General features: G+C 26.0%; 3 protein-coding genes. 2 read left to right on the top strand and 1 reads right to left on the bottom strand.

Features of this window, described 5'->3' with window-relative positions:
* A partial coding sequence (locus ACR0QS_RS11870) for an Rpn family recombination-promoting nuclease/putative transposase (RefSeq protein ID WP_432633663.1) occupies positions 1 to 736 on the bottom strand: 736 nt, incomplete at its 3' end.
* A gap of 209 nt (positions 737 to 945) precedes the next feature.
* Here ACR0QS_RS11870 and ACR0QS_RS11865 point away from each other — a divergent pair.
* Positions 946 to 3,015 (top strand): tetratricopeptide repeat protein, encoded by a 2,070-nt coding sequence (locus tag ACR0QS_RS11865; RefSeq protein ID WP_432633662.1) that lies wholly within the window; start codon positions 946 to 948, stop codon positions 3,013 to 3,015.
* Positions 3,016 to 3,109: 94 nt separating this feature from the next.
* Positions 3,110 to 3,757, top strand: coding sequence for a hypothetical protein (locus ACR0QS_RS11860; protein WP_432633661.1), 648 nt, complete (start codon positions 3,110 to 3,112; stop codon positions 3,755 to 3,757).
* The last annotated feature ends 68 nt before the right edge of the window (positions 3,758 to 3,825 follow it).

Raw genomic sequence — 3,825 nt, 5'->3', positions numbered from 1 at the left:
TTATGCCTTCAAGTTTTCCTTGCAATCTTTCTTCGCTCAATGTTAGCATTCTAAAATAATTTTCTTCCCATTCCGTATAGCCTTCCGTCAAATCGTCATTTTTTACAAACTTATTATACTTGTCATAAATCTCTTTCATTATGGGATTTTTTTCTACTAAAATCTTCATTGTATCCTCCAGATTTTTTTTAATATTTAAAAATTTAAACCAATCCGCAAGCGGTTCGTATAATTTTGATTTTTCATTAAATTTTTTAAGTTCCAAAAAATGCATTTCAAAATGATTAGTCAATATTTCGTTTGTATCATATTCTTTAATAAAATAGCAACTGTGAGGTTTGCTTTTATTTTCAGTTAAATTAAAATCCAAAATATTAATACTAATCACAGGATTTAAATCTTCGTATTTATTTTTAGCTTTCAAATTCGCGGTGTAGCTTTTTGCCCAATAATAAAGTCCTCGATAAATAAAAGCTTTATTTCCTACTCTTTGAATTTCAATAATAACAGTTTCCCCGCTCTTCGTTTTCGCTCTGACATCGACAATCGTCTCTTTTCCATTAACCGATTCTTTTAAGTTGAAAGTATTTAAAATTTTAACTTCTTCAAAGCCTTCCTGTCCTGCATCAATTCTAACGGAATTAATCAAATCTTTAAGAATATTTTGACTGTCTTCTTTTGCGAGTAGATACCGCATAAAATAATCATTGAGAACTTTAAAATCTTTTTCAATCATAAGCATATTATAACAGAATAATTTTATTTGTCAAAGAGATTTAATAATTTTTTAGTTTCTTGATGTGTTGAAAATGGGGGACGCTGTTTTTTGTATTTTTAAGTATCATATCATTTTTAATTAATTATTCAAAAAATTAGTTGACATAATATAAATATACCTTACAATATAAAAACATATTATTTATTATAAGTTTTTTAAGGTTTTTTATGAATAATAATGTCAATTCGCTTTTAAATGAAGTTTCTTACGGAATAAACAGAGAAGAATACGATAAAACTTTGGATATTTTGGATAATATTTTAAAAAAAGTTCCTAAAAATTATAGGGCGAATTTATATAAAGGACAGATTTGCGTAGAGAAAAAAGAATTTGAGGAAGCGATAAAATATTTTGAGGAAGCGAAAAAAGTCGATATAAAAACTTTCAAGGCTTATAATCTGCTCGGAATTAGCTATAATGCAATCGGAGAATACGATAAAGCTATAAACTGTTTCAATGAAATCTTAAAAATAACTCCAAACTCGGCTTCCGCTTATAATTTGCTCGGAATAACTTATTACAAAAAAAACGATTATAAAAAAGCGATTGAATATTTCAGCAAATCTATAGAAATAAATCCGAAATACGACAAGGCTTATAATAATTTGGCTTTGTTTTATTATAGAAATAAAAATTACGAGATAGCGATAAAATTTTTTGAGCATTCAAAGAGTTTGGACGAAAGAATATTTAAAGCTTACGATATGCTCGGAATGTCATATTACAAAATCGGAGAATACGATAAGGCTATAGAATCTCTTTCAAAATTTCTTCAATATAATTCCAATTCATATAAAATAGCGAATACTTTGGGAGCGATTTATTCTTATTTGAAAGATTACGATAACGCCATAAAATATTTTTCAAAAGCTATAGATATTAATCCGAAATACGCGAGCGCCTATAATAATTTGGCTTTGATTTATTTTAATAAAAATCTTTATGATAAGGCGGCTTTATATTTTGATAAGGCTAAAAGATTTTCGGAAGATTCTTTTCTAGATTATTATAAATTGGGATTTTGTTATTATTCAAAAGGCTATTATTACGAAGCTATTGAATGTTTGAAAAAAGTTTTAAATGAAAATTCTTATAAAGTTTATAATTTAATCGGTTTATGTTATTACTCAAATTCGGAATATGAGAAGTCGATTGAATATTTTGAAAAAGCAATTGAAATCAACGGAGAATATAACGAGTCTTATAATAATTTATTTTTAGCTTATTTTAATTTGGAAAATTATAAAAAGGCTTTGGAATATTTTAATCTCTCTTCCAAGATTAATTGGACTTCCGATTTATATAATAAACTTGCAACCGCTTATTTTTATATTAAAGATTATGACAAATCGATTGAATATTATAATAAAGTTATTTTTAAATTAAACGAAAAAACTCCTTTCTATGTTTATAATAATATGGCTATTTTGTATTATTTGAAAAAAGATTATTCTTCAATTTTACAAACTTATAATAAATATTTGGATAATTACAAATCGGAAAATAATTTTGCAAGTTATAATATATTTTTATTGTCGTTTACTCTCTTGTCAAAAAGATTGATAAACTATAACGACTTTTTGGCTTTATTTGAAAAATCTTTAATTAAAAGTATAAATAAAAATACGAATAATAATATTTCCTCGCTTTACGAAATTATGGAATACGATATTAATACTTTAAAATTGATTTTAGAAAATAAAATTAATTTTAATAATTGTAAAGAATTATTAAAAAATAAATTAAACGAAAAGCAGTTAAAAGCGATTGAACCGATAATAAATAAATTAAAAATTTTTTCTTTTTATTCAAATAATTCCAATATAAATAATATTTTTTCTCATAACGAAAATAAAAATAATGATAAAACAAAAACGATTTGCATAGAATATTATTTGCCGAATTTAAATAATAATTCTATAGCAATTATAGAAAACTCCGATAATATTAACGAAGATATATACGGAAAGCAGGCTAAATTTATTAAGAAAGATATTGAATATAATTCTTTGCTTTCAATGTTTTCTGGCAGTATCGACAGTAAAAACGGAAATTATAATTTATTATTTTATAAAAATGATTTTGATAATTTAGATAATTTCCTTAAATTAAAAGTTAAAGCTATATATCTGCCGAGTAATTTTGACGAATCGGATATAAAGCTGATAAAACTTATATTAGAAGACAAAGATATTAAATTATATAAAATAGTTGAAGATAATTATTTATTGATTTGATTTTAATATGAAAAATTTTATAAAAGTTATTGACATAATATTAGAAATCCGTTATTATATTAGAAATAGCGGAATATGAAAAAAGAGGTATTCGATGAAAAAGTTTGTATTGGTAATATTTTTAGCGGGATTTTGTAATGTTTTTGCGTCTTTTGAATTCGATATTTTAGGAAATCTCGCCGCGTCTACAAGTTTTCCTATGTCGGAATCAAGAGCTAATAAAGTTAACGGCTCTACCGAAGCGATATTCGGTGCGACTTTGCAAATAGGAAATCAATTTTCAATGAATAACGCGCTTAAAGGCGTGAGCGTTTTTGCGGAAGTTTTAGTCGAACAGGAAAGTATAGCTATAACTCTTCCTGGCGATACTAAAACGGTAACTAAAAAAACTGGTTTGAGTTTAGGAGCGGGTCTCAATACAAAATTTATATTCGGAAGCGTAAATAGTTTAGTTCCAAGAGACACTATTTTAGGTTTTTCTGCGGGAGCTAAAATAGTTGTTAATCTTCCAAATGTTATTTTAAGCACAAGCATTCCGATTATCGTTCCTTATGTCGATGTATTTGTGGAACAGAGATTTTTCGTATCGAGAAAATTAGCTTTGATAGGCGGACTTCATGTAGGAATGGATATGATGATTTTCCAAGCTACGGATATGGGTTCTTTATTTAACGGTATTTATGTTACGGCTTATCCTTCTTTGAACATTGGACTTAGTATAGGACTTCATTTTGGGCATTAATTTATAGATAATAATCAATAATGTTTCTCATAATAATATTTTAGGAGATGATGTAATCATGCATTATC

Origin of the sequence: Brachyspira sp., assembly GCF_050873525.1 — a bacterium.
GTDB lineage: Bacteria > Spirochaetota > Brachyspiria > Brachyspirales > Brachyspiraceae > Brachyspira.
Note: the sequence above shows the minus strand (reverse complement) of the source record. Positions and strands in the feature narration are given on the sequence as shown.